This is a genomic window from Streptomyces zaomyceticus (assembly GCF_014656215.1).
Classification (GTDB): domain Bacteria; phylum Actinomycetota; class Actinomycetes; order Streptomycetales; family Streptomycetaceae; genus Streptomyces; species Streptomyces zaomyceticus.
This window is the reverse complement of sequence record NZ_BNBZ01000016.1, coordinates 1-13,604: the sequence shown is the minus strand read 5'-3', so window position 1 is coordinate 13,604 and position 13,604 is coordinate 1. Positions and strand designations below refer to the sequence as shown.

Annotated in this window: 10 protein-coding genes; 7 read left to right on the top strand and 3 right to left on the bottom strand. The window is 73.3% G+C overall.

The features are described 5' to 3' along the window. Positions 1–98 precede the first annotated feature (98 nt). Positions 99–2,366, bottom strand: coding sequence for a helix-hairpin-helix domain-containing protein (locus IE311_RS20975; RefSeq protein ID WP_189833295.1), 2,268 nt, complete (start codon positions 2,364–2,366; stop codon positions 99–101). Then, the gene (locus IE311_RS20970) at positions 2,363–3,340 is read right to left on the bottom strand and encodes an aldo/keto reductase (protein ID WP_189833294.1); all 978 of its coding nucleotides are present in this window, start codon (positions 3,338–3,340) and stop codon (positions 2,363–2,365) included. Before IE311_RS20970 ends, IE311_RS20975 begins: the two co-directional genes overlap by 4 nt. Before the next feature lie 130 nt (positions 3,341–3,470). On the opposite strand from IE311_RS20970, the gene IE311_RS20965 reads away from it, so the two are divergent. Beyond that, complete coding sequence (locus tag IE311_RS20965) at positions 3,471–4,520, top strand: LLM class F420-dependent oxidoreductase (protein ID WP_189833293.1); 1,050 nt, start codon at positions 3,471–3,473, stop codon at positions 4,518–4,520. 236 nt (positions 4,521–4,756) lie between these two features. Further along, positions 4,757–5,542, top strand: a complete 786-nt coding sequence (locus IE311_RS20960; protein WP_189833442.1) for a ferritin-like domain-containing protein — start codon at positions 4,757–4,759, stop codon at positions 5,540–5,542. A gap of 63 nt (positions 5,543–5,605) precedes the next feature. On the opposite strand, the gene IE311_RS20955 is transcribed toward IE311_RS20960, so the two are convergent. Next, positions 5,606–6,598, bottom strand: a complete 993-nt coding sequence (locus IE311_RS20955; protein ID WP_189833441.1) for a magnesium and cobalt transport protein CorA — start codon at positions 6,596–6,598, stop codon at positions 5,606–5,608. A gap of 180 nt (positions 6,599–6,778) precedes the next feature. On the opposite strand from IE311_RS20955, the gene IE311_RS20950 reads away from it, so the two are divergent. From IE311_RS20950 to IE311_RS20930, 5 genes are all read left to right on the top strand, one after another. Further along, positions 6,779–7,468 (top strand): histidine phosphatase family protein, encoded by a 690-nt coding sequence (locus IE311_RS20950; RefSeq protein WP_189833292.1) that lies wholly within the window; start codon positions 6,779–6,781, stop codon positions 7,466–7,468. A 68-nt stretch (positions 7,469–7,536) separates the two neighbouring features. Then, positions 7,537–8,127 (top strand): DUF3090 domain-containing protein, encoded by a 591-nt coding sequence (locus IE311_RS20945; protein ID WP_189833291.1) that lies wholly within the window; start codon positions 7,537–7,539, stop codon positions 8,125–8,127. Further along, positions 8,124–8,930, top strand: coding sequence for an SCO1664 family protein (locus tag IE311_RS20940; RefSeq protein WP_189833290.1), 807 nt, complete (start codon positions 8,124–8,126; stop codon positions 8,928–8,930). The genes IE311_RS20945 and IE311_RS20940 overlap by 4 nt, the downstream gene beginning before the upstream one ends. Positions 8,931–9,117: 187 nt before the next feature. Next, positions 9,118–10,347, top strand: coding sequence for a cysteine--1-D-myo-inosityl 2-amino-2-deoxy-alpha-D-glucopyranoside ligase (mshC, locus tag IE311_RS20935; RefSeq protein WP_189833289.1), 1,230 nt, complete (start codon positions 9,118–9,120; stop codon positions 10,345–10,347). Between the two features lie 116 nt (positions 10,348–10,463). Further along, positions 10,464–13,541, top strand: a complete 3,078-nt coding sequence (locus tag IE311_RS20930; RefSeq protein ID WP_189833288.1) for an NPCBM/NEW2 domain-containing protein — start codon at positions 10,464–10,466, stop codon at positions 13,539–13,541. The last annotated feature ends 63 nt before the right edge of the window (positions 13,542–13,604 follow it).

Genomic DNA, 13,604 nt, shown 5'->3' with positions numbered 1-13,604 from the left:
AGGGCCGGGACACCGATCGTGGTGTCCCGGCCCTCCGCCGTTCCCGCCGTCCGCGGCGCATGGCCCACTGCTCGGTCAGGGTCCGCCGCTCGGCCCGGTTACTCCTCGGGCGTGGCGAGCAGCGCCTCGAGGAGCGGCCGCAGCCGCGTCGTACGCTCCGGGGCCGCCCCCTCGGCCACGGCACGGGCCAGCGCCTGGTCCACACCGTGCACGACCGACAGATGGCGCTCCGCCCGGCCGAAGGCCGTGTACACCCACGGCCTGCTCAGGCCACCTGCGGCGTCCCCGGGCAGCACCACGACGACCGCCGGCCAGCGGGCGCCCGCCGCCTGGTGCGCGGTGAGCGCCCAGCCGTGCCGCAGCGCCGACTCCACCCGCTCCTTGGGGACGAGGAGTTCCTCGTCGCCGCACCGCAGCCGCAGCCCCTCGGCGTCGGCCGAGAGCACGGTGCCGGTCACCGTCCGCCCCGGCGCCGGCGCGAACGCCACCCGGTCCCCGGGGTCGTAGCCGCCGAAGCGGCCGGGACCGGGGTTGAGGCGCTGCTTGAGCGCCACGTTCAGCGCGCGGGTACCGGCCGAGCCGCCATGGCCGACCGTGACGACCTGAGTCTGCTCGGGCGGTACCCCGATCGCCCGCGGCACCGAGTCGGCCACCAGCTGGACGGTACGGTGCACGGCCTCGCCGGCGTCCCGCACCGGGACGATCACGATCTCCTTGCCCGGCGCCTCGACCTGGTTCAGCTCCCCGGCGCCGATGCCCGAGACCAGCTCGCCGAGCGGGCCCGGGTCGGGCAGCCGCGAGGCGATCCGCGGGCACACCCGGGCCGCGAGGACATCGGTGAACACCCGTCCGGCGCCCGGCGCGCCCAGTACCTCGGGGTCGCCGCTCAGTACCAGACGGCAGCCGTCGGGCAGCGACTCCACGAGCACCGCGGCCGTCTCCACGTCCAGCTGCGGCGCGTCGAGCACCACCAGGAGGTCCAGGGCGAGAGTGCCCTCCTCGTCCCGGCCTGGGCCGGCCGCCCCGGAGAGCAGCGCGGCGACCGTCACCGCCTCCGCACCGGCGGCGCCGAGCGCCCGCCGTCCGGCGTCGGCGTGGACGGCGACCAGGGCGCGCAGCCCGCGCTCGCGGGCGGCCGCGGCGAGTGCCACCGGCTCGACGCGTGAGGCCTCCCCGCCGGTGTGCAGGACGAGACCGTGCGTCCCGGCGGCGCGCTCGAGTTCGGAGCCCTCCCAGCTGTCGGCCGTCGCCGTCCTGACCAGCCGGGCGAGTCCGTCCGCGAGGCTCTCCTCCGCCATCGCGTACCGGTCGAGGCCGAGGAGTACGGGCGAGGCCGGTTCCTCGGCGACGGCCTCCACGGGTTCCTCGTCCTCCTCGGGCTCCTCCTCCGGCGTCTCCTCCTCCTGGAAGACGAGCACCGCGGCCGCGGACACCGCCTCCTCGACCGCCGCCTCCGGATCGGGCACCGACTGCCCGGCGAGTCCGGCGCGCACGGCCCCGATCTCCAGCGCGGTGTGTCCCTGGAGCGCGGCCCGCTCCAGGAGCCACACGGTCAGGGCGACCGCGCGGCGCGGGTCGTCGGGGCCGCAGGCGGCACCGAGCAGCGCCCGCGCGAAGCCGTCGGCCTGCTCCGGGCGTACCCCGGACACCGAGAGCAGCTGCCACGGGTCGTCGAGCAGGACCTGGGCAGCGGCCTCGCCGAGCGCGGCGGCGACCTGCCCGGCCAGCGCCTCGGGGGCGCCGCCCTTGGCCAGGACCTCCCGCACGGCGGCGGTGGTGCCGGGCGCCGGGGCGGGGGCCTGCGCCGGGACGGGGGGCCGCACGGTCATGGCCGGGGCCGTCTCGGGGGCGGGGCGCCGGGGTGCGGGCTCGGGGGCCTCGAAGAACGTGGTGCCCGAGGCCGCGCCGCCCTCGACGGCGCGGACGGCGGCGAGCAGGTCGGCCGCCGTGCCGCTCAGCTTGGCGCCGCTCGCCAGGGGCCCTTCCTTCTCGGCCTTCCGCGCCTCGATCCGGGCCCGCAGCTCCCGCTGCGCGGCCAGCTCGACCTGGGCGTCGCTCAACTCGGGAGTCTTGGGCGCCTCGGGCGTGTCGGCCGCCTCGGCCCCCGTCGCGTCGGCCTCCTGATCCTCGTCGGCCTCGTCGGCCTCGTCGGCCTCGTCGGCCTCGTCGGCCTCGTCGGCCTCGTCGGCCTCGTCGGCCTCGTCGGCGACCGCGGCCTCCGCCGTCTCCTGAGACTCCTCGGCCTCCACGGCTCCCTCGGCCTCCACGGCCGCATCGGCCTCTGCGGGCTCCTGAGGTGCGTCGTCCTCGGTGGGCTCCACGTCCTCGGGTGCCTCGGGCGCGGTCTCCCCGGCAGGCTCGGTCACAAGGTGCTCCAGTCGTGATCCGGATAGCGGTGCACGGGCGCCGACACATCGTCCAGCGCCCGACAGATCTCGTCAGGAAGACTAAGGGTCTCCACCGACAACGCGGCCGTGAGCTGCCGTGCCGTACGCGCGCCGACGATCGGTGCGGTCACCCCGGGCCGGTCGCGGACCCAGGCCAGCGCCACATGGAGCGGGGTCGTCGAGAGCCCTTCGGCCGCCGTCGCGACCGCGTCCACGATCCGGCTCGCCGGCTCGTCGAGGTACGGCTCCACGAACGGCGCCATCGTCTCCGACGCGCCCCGCGAGTCCGTCGGGGTCCCGCTGCGGTACTTGCCCGTGAGGACCCCGCGACCCAGCGGTGAGGAGGGCAGCAGGCCTATCCCGAGGTCCTGTGCGGCGGGCAGCACCTCGCGTTCCACGCCCCGCTGGAGCAGCGAGTACTCCAGCTGCGCCCCCGCCAGCCGGGTCCGGTCGCCGCCGAGCTGCCAGGTGCCCGCCTTGGCGAGCTGCCAGCCGCAGAAGTTCGCCACGCCCGCGTAGCGCGCCCGCCCGCTGCGTACGGCGATGTCGAGCGCCTGGAGGGACTCCTCCAGGGGCGTGTGCGGATCGAAGGCGTGCAGCTGCCACAGGTCCACATGGTCCGTGCCGAGCCGGGCGAGGGAGGCGTCGAGCGCCGCGAGCAGATGGCCGCGCGAGCCGTCCGTGCGCCGGTCGGGATCCGGAACGCTGCCCGCCTTGGTCGACAGGACGAGGTCCTGCCGTGACACGAGCCGCTCCATGAGACGCCCGAGCAGATACTCCGCCTCGCCCCCGCCGTAGACGTCGGCGGTGTCCACGAGCGTGCCGCCCGCGTCCCAGAACGCCTTCAACTGCTCGGCGGCGTCGTGCTCGTCGGTGTCCCGACCCCAGGTCAGGGTGCCGAGTCCGATGCGCGACACACGCAGGCCCGTACGTCCGAGATGCCTCTGCTCCATGGGCGCGAGATTACTGGCCAGGGCACCACGCGGAGAGAGCCTGTGGACAACCACGTCCTGTCGGATGCCCCGACCGCGCGCTAGAGTCCCGCCCACAAGAACGTTACCGATGGGTAAGGGGTGCGTGGACATGCGGCTCGGCATCAACCTCGGCTACTGGGGTGCGGGCATGGACGGCGACAACCTCGCCGTCGCCCAGGAGGCGGACCGCCTCGGCTACGACGTCTGCTGGGCCGCCGAGGCCTACGGCTCCGACGCGCCCACCGTGCTCGCCTGGGTCGCGGCCAAGACGGAGCGGATCGACGTCGGCTCCGCGATCATGCAGATCCCGGCCCGGCAGCCCGCGATGACGGCCATGACCGCGGCCACCCTCGACTCGCTCACCGGCGGTCGATTCCGGCTCGGCCTCGGCGTCTCAGGACCCCAGGTCTCCGAGGGCTGGTACGGCGTGAAGTTCGACAAGCCGCTCGCCAGGACCCGCGAGTACGTCGAGATCGTCCGCAAGGCGATGACCCGGGAGCGCCTCAGCTACGACGGCGAGCACTGGACGCTGCCGCTGCCCGGCGGCCCCGGCAAGCCCATCAAGCTCACCGTCCACCCGGAGCGCGAGCACATCCCGCTCTACATCGCCGCCATCGGCCCCAAGAACCTGGAGCAGACCGGCGAGATCGCCGACGGCGCCCTCCTGATCTTCCCCTCGGCCGCCCACCTGGAGGAGACGGCGCTCCGGCACATTCGCGCGGGCCGCGAGAAGGCCGGGCTGACGATGGACGGCTTCGACGTCTGTCCCACCGTGCCGCTGGCCCTCGGTGAGGACGTCGACGCCCTCGCCGACGTGTTCCGCCCGTACACCGCGCTGTACGTCGGCGGCATGGGCAGCCGGAAGCAGAACTTCTACAACCAGCTCGCGCAGCGCATGGGCTACGAGAAGGAGGCCGCCGAGATCCAGGACAAGTACCTGGCCGGCGACAAGGCGGGCGCCGCGGCCGCGGTGCCCCAGAGCCTGATCGACCAGACCTCGCTGCTCGGCCCCGTCGAGCGGATCGCCGAGCGCATGACGGCCTACGCCGAGGCCGGGGTCACCACCCTCACCCTCGCCCCGGCCGGTTTCACCCTGGACGAGCGTCTGGCGGCGCTGCGGGCGGGCGTCGAGGCCGCGGAGCGGGCGGGTCTGGCGTAGCGGTTCCGTCGTCGACGGGACCGAGAGGTTCCGCGGCCGTGGTGGGGGCTCGGGGGTCTTCCCCGCCACGGCCGTCATGCAGCACAACGGCTCCACGGGGTCCCCGGTTACGGCCTCCGGGACTCACTCTTTCGGCCGAGTCGCCCGGCCCTCCTGTTGCCCCTCGCCCCGGACCGCATTTGACTCGGTGCACCGGGGGCGTACGGAGTGCGGACATGCGCACGGAGGTGGCGGCGATGCTCACGGCCAAGGGTCTGTTCCAGGAAATCATCGACGACGACGAGTCCTTCCGGCTCTTCTGCTCGATCGCGGCGAGCGGCGAGACGCAGGGCGGCTGGGAGAACGCCCGGATCGCGGCCCTCGTCGCGCCCGGCATGCGGGACCTCACGCCCAAGATCACCCGGCACGGCGCCGACGAGGACAAGCACGGCCGGATCTTCAACGCCCTGATGAAGAAGCGCGGCCTCGAACCCGTCCCGGTACCGCCCGACACCGACTACACGATGCTGCTCGAACAGCGCGGCATCGGTCTCGCGCACGACAAGCTGCGCCGGGACGAGCCGCTGACGGAGCGGGACATCATCGTCTACCTCGCCCACAGCCGGGTCACCGAGCAGCGGGCCGCCGACCAGATGGACATGCTGGTGACGTACTTCGGGGACCATCCCGAACTCGGCAGGGCCATCCACATGATCGACAACGACGAGGCCAACCACCTCGCCTACTGTCACGAGGAACTGCTCCGCCTCGCGCGCGAGGGACACGGCCGGCTCATCCAGCGGACCCTGCGCGAGTCCGCCCTCGTCGAGATCCAGGTCTACCGGGACGTCAGTCTGGCCGTGATGGGGCACATGGGGCGGATCCTGCGCTGGCCCCGGCCCAAGGCGGCCGTCCTGGCCGCCGGTATCCGCGTGATGTACGCGTACGAGCGCGCCGCCGGCTGGCACCGGATGGTCGGTCTGAGGATGCCCGAGCGGCTCGACGCCCTCGGCGGGCCCGCGATCCCCGCGCCCGCCTTCTGAGCGGCCCCGCCCCGGCAGCCACATCCCCGAGGCAGGCCCCCTGCCGTCGCAGGGGGCCGGGTCTCACATCCAGCCGCGCCGCTTGAACAGCCGGTACAGCGCCACGACGATGCCCACCATCACGACGATCACCACCGGGTACGAGGCGACCCAGTGCAGCTCCGGCATGTGCTCGAAGTTCATGCCGTAGATGCCCGCGACCATCGTCGGCACCGCGGCCATGGCCGCCCACGCCGAGATCTTCCGCATGTCGTCGTTCTGCCGCACCCCCATCTGCGCGAGATGGGCCGACAGCACGTCGGACAGGAGCCGGTCGAGCCCCTCCACCTGCTCGTTGGCGCGCAGCAGATGGTCGTTGACGTCCCGGAAGAAGGGATGCGACTCCTCGTTCACGAACGGCACCGAACCGGCCGTGAGCCGGGCCAGCGGCCCGGCGAGCGGACCGCTGGCCCGCCGGAACTCCAGGACCTGCCGCTTCGCCGTGTAGATCCGCTCCGCGGTGTTCGCCGGGTTGCCCCCGGTGGGCGCGAAGACGTCCGCCTCCAGCTCCTCCAGGTCCACCTGGAGCTCGCCCGCCACGTCGAGGTAGTGGTCCACGATCGCGTCGCTCACCGCGTACAGCACCGCCGTCGGCCCGTGCTTGAGCACCTCCGGGTCGGCTTCGAGACGGCGGCGCACCTCGGCCAGCGGCGCGCCCTCGCCGTGCCGGACCGTCACCACGAAGGAGGCGCCGATGAACAGCATCAGCTCGCCCGAGGAGACCCGGTCGCTCTCGGGCTCGTAGACGACCGGCTTGAGCACCGCGAACAGCGAGTCGTCGTAGACCTCGAGTTTCGGCCGCTGGTGGGCCTTGAGGGCGTCCTCGACGGCCAGCGGGTGCAGCGCGAACTCCGAGGCGACATGGTCGAACTCCGCCTCCGTGGGCTCGTGCAGCCCGACCCAGAGGAACGCGTCGCCGGCGGCCCGCGCCTCGTCGAGCGCGTCCGAGAGGTCGGCGGGCCCGTCGGTACGGCGCCCGTCCCGGTAGATGGCAGAGTCCACGATCACGCGCCGTATTCTCCATCGAACGGCCCAGTCACGCACGCGTGGAGTCGCCCACATCTCCCGCGGACCCGTCCGGACCAGGCGCCCGGCCCGAGCGGACCTCGCCGCGGCACCCCGGGCGGACCCGCGCGCCACCGCGATCCGCCCCCGACGCGGAAGGGGTACGCCGGGCCACCGCCTAGGCTGGCCGGCATGGCCACGTTGATCCTCGTCCGGCACGGACGCTCCACCGCCAACACCTCCGGGGTCCTCGCCGGACGCACTCCCGGGGTCTCCCTCGACGAGCGGGGGGCCGCGCAGGCCGCCGCGCTCCCCGGGCGCCTCGCGGACGTCCCCCTCGCCGCGGTCGTCTCCAGCCCCCTCCAGCGCTGCCGGGAGACCGTACGGCCGCTCCTCGACGCCCGCCCGGACCTTCCCCTGCACGTCGAGGACCGCGTCAACGAGTGCGACTACGGCGACTGGTCGGGCCGCAAGTTGGCCGAGCTCAACGACGACCCCCTGATGGAGATCGTCCAGGCGCACGCCTCCGCCGCGGCCTTCCCCGGCGGCGAGTCCATGCGCGCGATGCAGGCCCGCGCCGTCGACGCCGTGCACGACTGGAACGCGCGGATCGAGGCCGAGCACGGCGAGGACGCCTGCTACCTGATGTGCTCGCACGGCGACATCGTCAAGTCGATCGTGGCGGACGCCCTCGGCCTCCACCTCGACCTGTTCCAGCGGGTCCACGTCGACCCCTGCTCGGTCACCGTCATCCGCTACACGCGCCTGCGCCCCTTCCTCGTCCGCCTCGGCGACACCGGGGACTTCGCCGGATTCGCGCCACGCGAGCACCCCGACAGCAGTGGGACGGCCGAGGTCGGCGGTGGTGCGGGCGCACCGTGATCCTCTAGCGCAGTAGGGTGGACGCGCCGCTGTAGTACGACTGTCGAGACGCAAGGGAGCCGGGAAACGTGTCCCGTCAGGTGTTCCTCTACGACCCACCGGAGCGTTTCGTGGCCGGTACGGTCGGGCTGCCTGGCCGCCGTACGTTCTTCCTCCAGGCGTCAGCCTCCGGCCGGGTCACCAGCGTCGCCCTGGAGAAGACACAGGTGGCCGCCCTCGCCGAGCGCATGGACGAACTCCTCGACGAGGTCGTGCGCCGCACCGGGGGCAACGCGCCCGTGCCCGCCGTCGCCCCCGCAGAGGTCACCGACACCGCCCCCCTCGACGTACCCGTCGAGGAGGAGTTCCGGGTCGGCACCATGGCCCTCGCCTGGGACGGCGACGAGCAGCGCATGATCGTCGAGGCGCAGGCGCTCGTCGAGCTCGACGTGGAGTCCGAGGAGGACCTCGCGGAGGCCGAGGAGCGGCTGCTCCAGGACGAGGAGAACGGCCCGCCGATGCTCCGCGTCCGGCTCAGCGGAGCGCAGGCCCGTGCCTTCGCCAAGCGGGCCCTGGACGTCGTCAACGCCGGCCGGCCGCCCTGCCCGCTGTGCAGCCTGCCGCTCGACCCCGAGGGGCACGTCTGCCCCCGCCAGAACGGATACCGCCGCGGCGCATGAGCAGCAGCCCTCCGACGCCGCCCGACGCCGAGCTGCTGGCCCGTGGTGAGCTGACCGTGCGCGGCCGGGTCCGCGAGGCCTCCAATGCCGTGCTCTACTGCTCCGTCTCCTACGAGGGACGGGAAGCGGCCTGCGTCTACAAGCCGGTCGCGGGGGAGCAGCCGCTGTGGGACTTCCCCGACGGCACGCTCGCGCAGCGGGAGGTCGCCGCGTACGAGATCTCCGAGGCCACCGGCTGGGGCCTGGTCCCGCCGACGGTGCTGCGCGACGGGCCGTACGGGGAGGGCATGGTCCAGCTGTGGATCGAGGCCGACCCCGGGGCGCGGCTGCTCGCCCTGACCGAGGACGACGAGGCGGGCGAGGGCTGGAAGGCCGTCGGGCCCGCCCAGGTGGACGAGGACCGCACCGCGCTCCTCGTCCACGCGGACACCCCCGAGCTGCGGCGGCTGGCGGTCCTCGACGCCGTGATCAACAACGGCGACCGCAAGGGCGGACATCTGCTGCCGGCCCCGGACGGGCGCCTGTACGGCATCGACCACGGGGTGACCTTCCACGTCGACGACAAGCTCCGCACCCTGCTGTGGGGCTGGGCGGGCGAGGAGCTGCCCACCGAGGCGGCCGGGGTGCTCGACGCGCTGGACCGCTCACTGGCTCCGGGAGCGCCTCTGGCCGCCCGTCTGGCGGAGCTGCTCACCGATGCCGAGGTGGCGGCGGTACGCGCCCGTGTGGAGGCGCTGCGGGCCACCGGACGGCACCCGGAGCCCTCGGGGCAGTGGCCGGCGATCCCCTGGCCGCCGGTCTGAGGTTCCGGGTCCGCTCCTGGTCACGGCGCCGGCCCCCGGCGGACCGAAAAGTTTCGGCCAAGGGCGGTGAGAGGCTCTGCACCCCTGGGGGGTATGCACGCAAGCCTCCGACCCGCAAGACCGCCTAATCGGTCAAGATCCCGGATCCGGTTCGTATCCGGAACACCTGTCCGGTTACGCTCGGGTCATGCATGCCTGGCCCGCTTCTGAGGTCCCCGCCCTTCCCGGCAAGGGCCGCGACCTCCGGATCCACGACACCGCGACCGGTGGACGAGTGACCCTCGCCCCCGGCCCCGTCGCCCGTATCTACGTATGCGGCATCACGCCGTACGACGCGACCCACATGGGTCACGCGGCGACCTACAACGCGTTCGACCTCGTTCAGCGCGTGTGGCTCGACACCAAGCGGCAGGTGCACTACGTCCAGAACGTCACGGACGTGGACGACCCGCTCCTGGAGCGCGCGATCCGCGACGGCATCGACTGGGTCGGCCTCGCCGAGCGCGAGACCGCCCTCTTCCGCGAGGACATGACCGCCCTGCGGATGCTGCCCCCGCAGCACTACATCGGCGCCGTCGAGGCCATACCCGGCATCGTCCCGCTCGTCGAGCGACTCCGGGACTCGGGCGCCGCCTACGAGCTCGACGGCGACATCTACTTCTCCGTCGACGCCGACCCGCACTTCGGAAAGGTGTCGAACTACGACACCGAGCTGATGCGCCACCTCTCCGCCGAGCGCGGCGGAGACCCGGAGCGCCCCGGCAAGAAGAACCCGCTCGACCCGATGCTCTGGATGGCCGCCCGCGAGGGCGAGCCGAGCTGGGACGGCGGCAGCCTCGGCGCGGGCCGTCCCGGCTGGCACATCGAGTGCGTCGCCATCGCCCTCGACCACCTCGGCATGGGCTTCGACGTGCAGGGCGGCGGCTCCGACCTGATCTTCCCGCACCACGAGATGGGCGCCTCCCACGCCCAGACCCTCACGGGCGAGTTCCCCATGGCCAAGGCGTACGTCCACGCCGGCATGGTCGCCCTCGACGGCGAGAAGATGTCCAAGTCCCGGGGCAACCTGGTCTTCGTCTCGGCGCTCCGCCGTGACGGCGTCGACCCGGCCGCCATCCGGCTCGCGCTGCTCTCCCACCGCTACCGCGACGACTGGGAGTGGACCGACCAGGTCCTCCAGGACGCCGTGGAGCGTCTCGGCCGGTGGCGCGCCGCCGTGTCCCGCCCCGACGGCCCGTCCGCCGACGCGCTCGTCGAGGAGCTCCGCGAGGCCCTCTCCGACGATCTCGACACCCCCACCGCGCTCGCCGCGGTCGACCGCTGGGCCGCGCTCCAGACGGCCGAGGGCGGCACCGACGACTCCGCTCCCGGTCTCGTCTCCCGCGCCGTCGACGCACTGCTCGGAGTGGCCCTGTAACGAGCAGGACCGCGCAACTCTCTTTCAGGCAACCGCCCTTGGACTTCTCGCCGAAGTCCGAGGGCGGTTCCGTTTTGTCCTGGCGGCAATGCTTGTTCCTGCGCTAAATAAGCTCCATGCAATCATCATCGCGCATGAAAGTTGCACTCGCCGGAGCCGTCCTCGGGCTCCTCGCGGCCCTCGCCGGACCCGGCACCACCGCCACGGCCGAACCCGCCGGCACCGCGGCACAGGAGCCCGACACCATCGTCGGCGACCTCACCGGGTTCGCCGCCGACGGCCCCGTCTACCGGCTGACCGCCGGTCCGGCCCAGGCCCGGGTCAGCTTCGTCACCGCCGACACCTTCCGCATCGAACTCGCCCCCGACGGCACGTTCACCGACCCCACCGGCAGCGACATCGTCCTGCCCCAGGGCCCGCCCCCGGCCACCCGCTGGCGCGACCGGGGCGACCGCTACGAACTGAGCAGCTCCCAGGTGACCCTGCGCGCCTACAAGTCACCGCTCCGCTTCGCCGCCGTACGCGCCGACGGCACCCCGCTCTGGAGCGAGGCACGCGGACTCGGCTGGACCGCCGACCGCACCGTCCAGACCCTCACCCGCGGCGCCACCGAGCAGTTCTACGGCGCCGGCATGCAGAACGGGCGCGGCAACACCTCCCACCGCGACAAGACCGTCGAGGTCGGCGTCGACTACAACTGGAACGACGGCGGCCACCCCAACTCCGTCCCCTTCTACCTCTCCTCCGCCGGATACGGCGTCTACCGCAACACCTACGCCCCCAACACCTACGCCTTCACCGAACCCGTCACCACCAGCGCGAAGGAACGGCGCTTCGACGCCTACTACTTCACCGGAACCGGCAGCGACGCGGCCAAGGACGTCATAGGCCAGTACACCCGGCTCACCGGCAAGCCGTTCCTGCCGCCCGTGTACGGCCTGGAGATCGGCGACGCCGACTGCTACCTCCACAACGCCAACCGGGGCGAGCGCCGCACCCTCGACGCCCTGAAGGTCGCCGACGGCTACGTCGAGAACGACATGCCCAACGGCTGGATGCTCGTCAACGACGGCTACGGCTGCGGCTACGAGAACCTCCCCGAGGCCTCCGCCGGACTCGGCGAACGCGGCATGAAGCTCGGCCTCTGGACCGAGGACGGCATCGACAAGCTCGAAGAGCAGGTCAAGGCCGGCCAGCGGGTCGCCAAGCTCGACGTCGCCTGGGTCGGCGAGGGCTACAAGTTCGCCCTCGACGGCTGCAAGGACGCCCACGCCGGCATCGAGGCCCACAGCGACGCCCGCGGCTTCACCTGGGCCCCCGAGAGCTGGTCCGGCGCCCAGCGCTGCGGCGTCCAGTGGTCCGGCGACCAGTCCGGCACCTGGGAGTACATCCGCTGGCAGATCCCGACCTACGCCGGCGCCTCCATGTCCGGACTCGCCTACACCACGGGCGACGTCGACGGCATCTTCGGCGGCAGCGCCAAGACCTACACCCGTGACCTGCAGTGGAAGACCTTCCTGCCGGTCACGATGACCATGGACGGCTGGGCCGCGAACGACAAGCAGCCCTTCCGCTACGGCGAGCCCTACACCAGCATCAACCGCGCCTCCCTCAAGCTCCACGAGGCCCTCCTCCCGTACATCTACAGCCACGCCCACCGGGCCACGAAGACCGGCGTCGGCCTCGCCCGGCCGCTCGCCCTGGAGTACCCGGACGACCCCAGGGCCTCCACCGACGCCGCCAAGTACGAGTTCCTCAGCGGAGAGGACTTCCTCGTCGCGCCCGTCTACCGGGACGCGGTGGAGCGCGACGGGATCTACCTCCCCAAGGGCACCTGGATCGACTACTGGAGCGGCCGCACCTACGAAGGCCCCGTCACCGTCGACGACTACAGCGCCCCGCTCGACACCCTGCCCCTCTTCGTACGCGCCGGTGCGACCGTCCCCATGTGGCCCGGCGACATCCGCTCCTACGCCGACCGCGCCCCCGGCGACCCGATCGCCTGGGACGTCTACCCGAAGGGCACCTCCTCCTTCGAGCTGTACGAGGACGACGGCGTCACCCGCGAACACCGCACCGGCCGGTACGCCACCCAGCGCGCCGAGGTCCGCGCCCCGAACGGCGGACCCGGCGACGTGACCGTCCGCATCGGCGCGAGCAGGGGCACGTACACGGGCAAGCCGTCCGCCCGGCCGTACGCCTTCACCGTCCACACCGGCGACGCCCCCGGCACGGTGAGGCTCGACGGACGCAAGCTGCCCGCCCTCACCTCCCGCGCCGCCTTCGACGCCGCCGCCCAGGGCTGGTGGTACGACCGCGACGAGCGCGGGGGAGTGGTCCGGGTCAAGACGGCCGCCCTCTCCACCGCCCGCGACTTCGAGCTGCGGCTCAGCGACACCAGCGCGGTCGGCGGCGCCGTACCCGGTGCCTCCGCCACCCTCGCCGTCCCCACGGCGCAGGAACTCGGCGCCGGCGCCCCCGGCACCGTCGCCGTGGACGTCACCGCCGGCACCCGGGACGCCACCGACGTGCGGGTCTCCCTGGCCGCCCCGGCCGGCTGGCAGGTCACCCCGGCCGCGCCGATCGACCGCGTCCCGGCCGGCACCACCCGCCGCGTCGAGGTCACCGTCACCCCCGCCGCGGACGCCGAGCCCGGCGAGGCCACCCTCACCGCCACCGCCCGGCACCGCTCCGCGGGCACCGACCGCACCGCCACCCAGCGGTTCGCGGTCGGGGTGATGCCCCCGCCGCCGGCCGGCGACGCCTGGGCGAGCGACCTCGTCTGGCTGCGCTCCACCAACGGTTGGGGCCCGCCCGAACGCGACCGCTCCAACGGTGAGTCCGGCGCCGCCGACGGCCGTCCGCTCACCCTGGCCGGCACGACCTACGAGAAGGGCATCGGCGGGCACGCCGACTCCGACATCGAGGTCTACCTCGGCGGCCGCTGCACCACGTTCACCGCCGACGTCGGCATCGACGACGAGATCAACGGCTACGGGGACGTGGCCTTCTCCGTCGAGGCCGACGGAAAGGTCCTCTGGACCTCGCCCCGGCTCACCGGCGCCTCCGCGACCCTGCCCGTGAACGTCGACGTGACCGGAGCACGGCACGTACGGCTGAAGATCACGGACACCAACGGGTCCAAGAGCGGGGACCACGGGGACTGGGCGGCGGCCCGGTTCGGCTGCGCGTGACGCGTGATCCGATCCGCGCCTGACGCGACGACGGGAGGGGCGCCCTCGGGCCCCCCACCCCGC

Bases quoted from the DNA above. Each gene is read 5' to 3' on its own strand.
- IE311_RS20940 (WP_189833290.1), top strand. From the start codon at position 8,124: ATGAGCAGCAGCCCTCCGACGCCGCCCGACGCCGAGCTGCTGGCCCGT.
- IE311_RS20965 (WP_189833293.1), top strand. From the start codon at position 3,471: ATGCGGCTCGGCATCAACCTCGGCTACTGGGGTGCGGGCATGGACGGC.
- IE311_RS20970 (WP_189833294.1), bottom strand. From the start codon at position 3,340: ATGGAGCAGAGGCATCTCGGACGTACGGGCCTGCGTGTGTCGCGCATC.
- IE311_RS20950 (WP_189833292.1), top strand. From the start codon at position 6,779: ATGGCCACGTTGATCCTCGTCCGGCACGGACGCTCCACCGCCAACACC.
- IE311_RS20930 (WP_189833288.1), top strand. From the start codon at position 10,464: ATGCAATCATCATCGCGCATGAAAGTTGCACTCGCCGGAGCCGTCCTC.
- IE311_RS20960 (WP_189833442.1), top strand. From the start codon at position 4,757: ATGCTCACGGCCAAGGGTCTGTTCCAGGAAATCATCGACGACGACGAG.
- mshC (WP_189833289.1), top strand. From the start codon at position 9,118: ATGCATGCCTGGCCCGCTTCTGAGGTCCCCGCCCTTCCCGGCAAGGGC.